Annotated in this window: 1 protein-coding gene; it reads right to left on the bottom strand. The window is 48.0% G+C overall.

Translation table 11 applies throughout. From position 1 onward, the window contains the following. Nucleotides 1–2,520 (bottom strand): hypothetical protein (locus KDK13_RS04445; protein ID WP_257283726.1); only part of this gene is annotated, 2,520 nt, incomplete at both ends.

Here is a 2,520-nt window from a genome sequence, read left to right as displayed (position 1 = left end):
CGCTGGCATCCTCGGTGAATTCATTGGCCATTTCTGACAGGCACTCGGGGCAGCGAGCCTTAAATGCTAACAATGCCATGCCAACCTCTCCGGCAAAACCGCCAAGTGAGCCACCGATTATCCCACCAATAGTACTACCGGATACACCGCTGCTGCCCTGGCTGTCGGGTGCGGCATGGGCACCACCGGGTTGCGCTGCACTGGCTCGCGCTGCAACGGTACCAGCGTCCGGTTCTGGGTCAAGCAGGCTTAAGTCCCTTTCAATAGCCAGCTTGACCAGCTCTCCGGCAGTGCTGGTGGCCAGGTCAGTGGCTGCTGCTGCCGATGCTGCACCCTGTGGTTTTGATTGGGCATCGGCATCAGCGGTTTTTTTCCCGGAGGCGGCCTGGTGTTTGGCAATCTTATCCAGCGTGGTGACAACGTAGGCATTCATCAACTTTACGTCGGTAAGTTTGTTAGGGAGGTATGCAGCAAGATTCGGATGCAGTTCGAGCATTGTCAGGACTTCCCGCATCAGATAAACCATGGGCATTTGCGCAATTTCTGCCAGTGCTTCTGACTCTGATTGTGACAGGGACTTCAGGTTGATGTTCAGCATTTTTCGGGTGGCATCATTTTTGACGGTTTGAAGATATTTTGTCGTCAGGGCATTGATTCTTTCTTTGTCCAGTTCCCGGAGTTGGGAGGGGTCGTGGGTCAGGATATCTTTAACGGTGAGTGCTGAATCCTTGATCAGTTCCAGGTCTTCCAGCGGATCCAGCATCGAGTTGCCAAGGAGAAAGAGACCTCTACCGGGAACGGGGACAGCCTGGGGACCGGGGTACAGCGGTATTTTGTATTCACGGGCAAATTGTCCTAGTGCATTTGGTATGGCAGTTTTCAGCTGCTCCAGAGTAGTACCGGTAACCGTGGTCACACCGGTAATATGATCTTGAACAGTGAGCCTGAAGAGATTGTTGCTTTTGCTGAAAGCAAAGTAGCAGATGTGTTTCTCATTAGGACCAACCGCAAATTGGACCCACTCAGTGCCAAGGTTGCGAACAGGAAGACTGTTTAACATTATATTGATCAGACTATTCATTGAATTGAAAGTGTGCGCGCGAATCTGAGACAATATACCTGCCCCCACAGGAATAGATTTTTTCAGTATCTTCAGGACATATATGCTTTGATCACCCAGGCCCGTTGATTCGGCATGGTTCCAGGGATGAGAGTGGGACTTGTAAAATAATGCATCCTGCAAGGTCACTCTGACCTGGAGTGGGAGTCGGCTGTAATCGAAACCATATAACATTGAATTTGCCAGACTCACCAGTGAATTGGCGTACAATCCATAACGACCGGCAATGGCTGTGGCTATTAAATCCCCGGCACAAAATCCGGCTGAGTAACCTTCATAGAATGCCAGGTCCAGGGCATCCTGCGCACATGCTTGTAAAACGAGTGCATTAATAGGGACCGAGGCAGCTGCCTCATTGGCCAGTGATAGTAAGGGGTTAATCTGTTTGGCTTCTATATTGCTGATCTTGATTAACAGATCAAGATAAGGATTTGTTGATACGAAGTTATCCGGGGTGTTCCGTACTTTATTGTGAAGTACATTAACACTGAAGGTAATTTGGCCAACCCGGTAATAATTGCCGTCAGCAATGGCCTGTTCAATTTCATGGTTGTAATTCTTCAGTCCCAGAATAAGTGTTGTTTTACTTTTCATGCATTCAAACATTTCTTTAAATTCATGGTCATCAATGAGGCTGTCATCTTTATACAGAGCTTTGTTGAAGGCATCGCGCCTTTCTTCGAAGCCTTTGAAGAAAACTTTCATTTCGTGACTCATTGGCTTTAGTTCAAAATTTCTCAGCGCCCTGAGTAGAATGTCAGTTAATTCTTTGGTAATGGTTCTTCTGTTTCTTTTGATTTTCGTGTCACCCTGATCGTGCGTCAGGGCGTAATTATTTATTTCATTGCTGAGCTGTTTCAGTTCATTGTCATAAATCGTGGCTACGGCCGGGAAGGATTTTTTAATAGCCTCAGTGAAGGAAGAAACCACTAATGCCAGATTGAATAATTCATACATTGCCACCTTGTTTTCAATACTTGATATTAACGGGGACAAGTCAACGGTTGATGGTGAGGTTGGGTGTGAGGTTGGGTCTGAATACTGCTGAAGGAACTGATCGATTAGCTGGAGAGTTGGATCATCCGGACGTACACCGATGATGGTATCGGGCTGCTGACCTATCCGGATACTGGTCTCCGGCTTCCGGGCTATCCCGGTGATATTCCCCCCGTAATTTTTGGCAGTTGCCATGGGCCTGTTTTTTTTCAGTTGTTGATAGTCTGCCAGCTTGTCTCTCAGTGACGCCAGTAACGTGATTTCCACACTATCGGAAACCAACTCTCCCAGTGGTGGGAGGGCAGTAGTCGGGAGAATGGTACTTGTTCCATTGGTCGCCTGGGTTGTGTTTACCGATTGGGTTGTAGCCGTTGCTGCACTGTCGTGAACGGTTGTATGTGTTG

The sequence above is a fragment of the Endozoicomonas sp. SESOKO1 genome, assembly GCF_024606265.1.
Classification (GTDB): domain Bacteria; phylum Pseudomonadota; class Gammaproteobacteria; order Pseudomonadales; family Endozoicomonadaceae; genus Endozoicomonas.
Note: the sequence above shows the minus strand (reverse complement) of the source record. Positions and strands in the feature narration are given on the sequence as shown.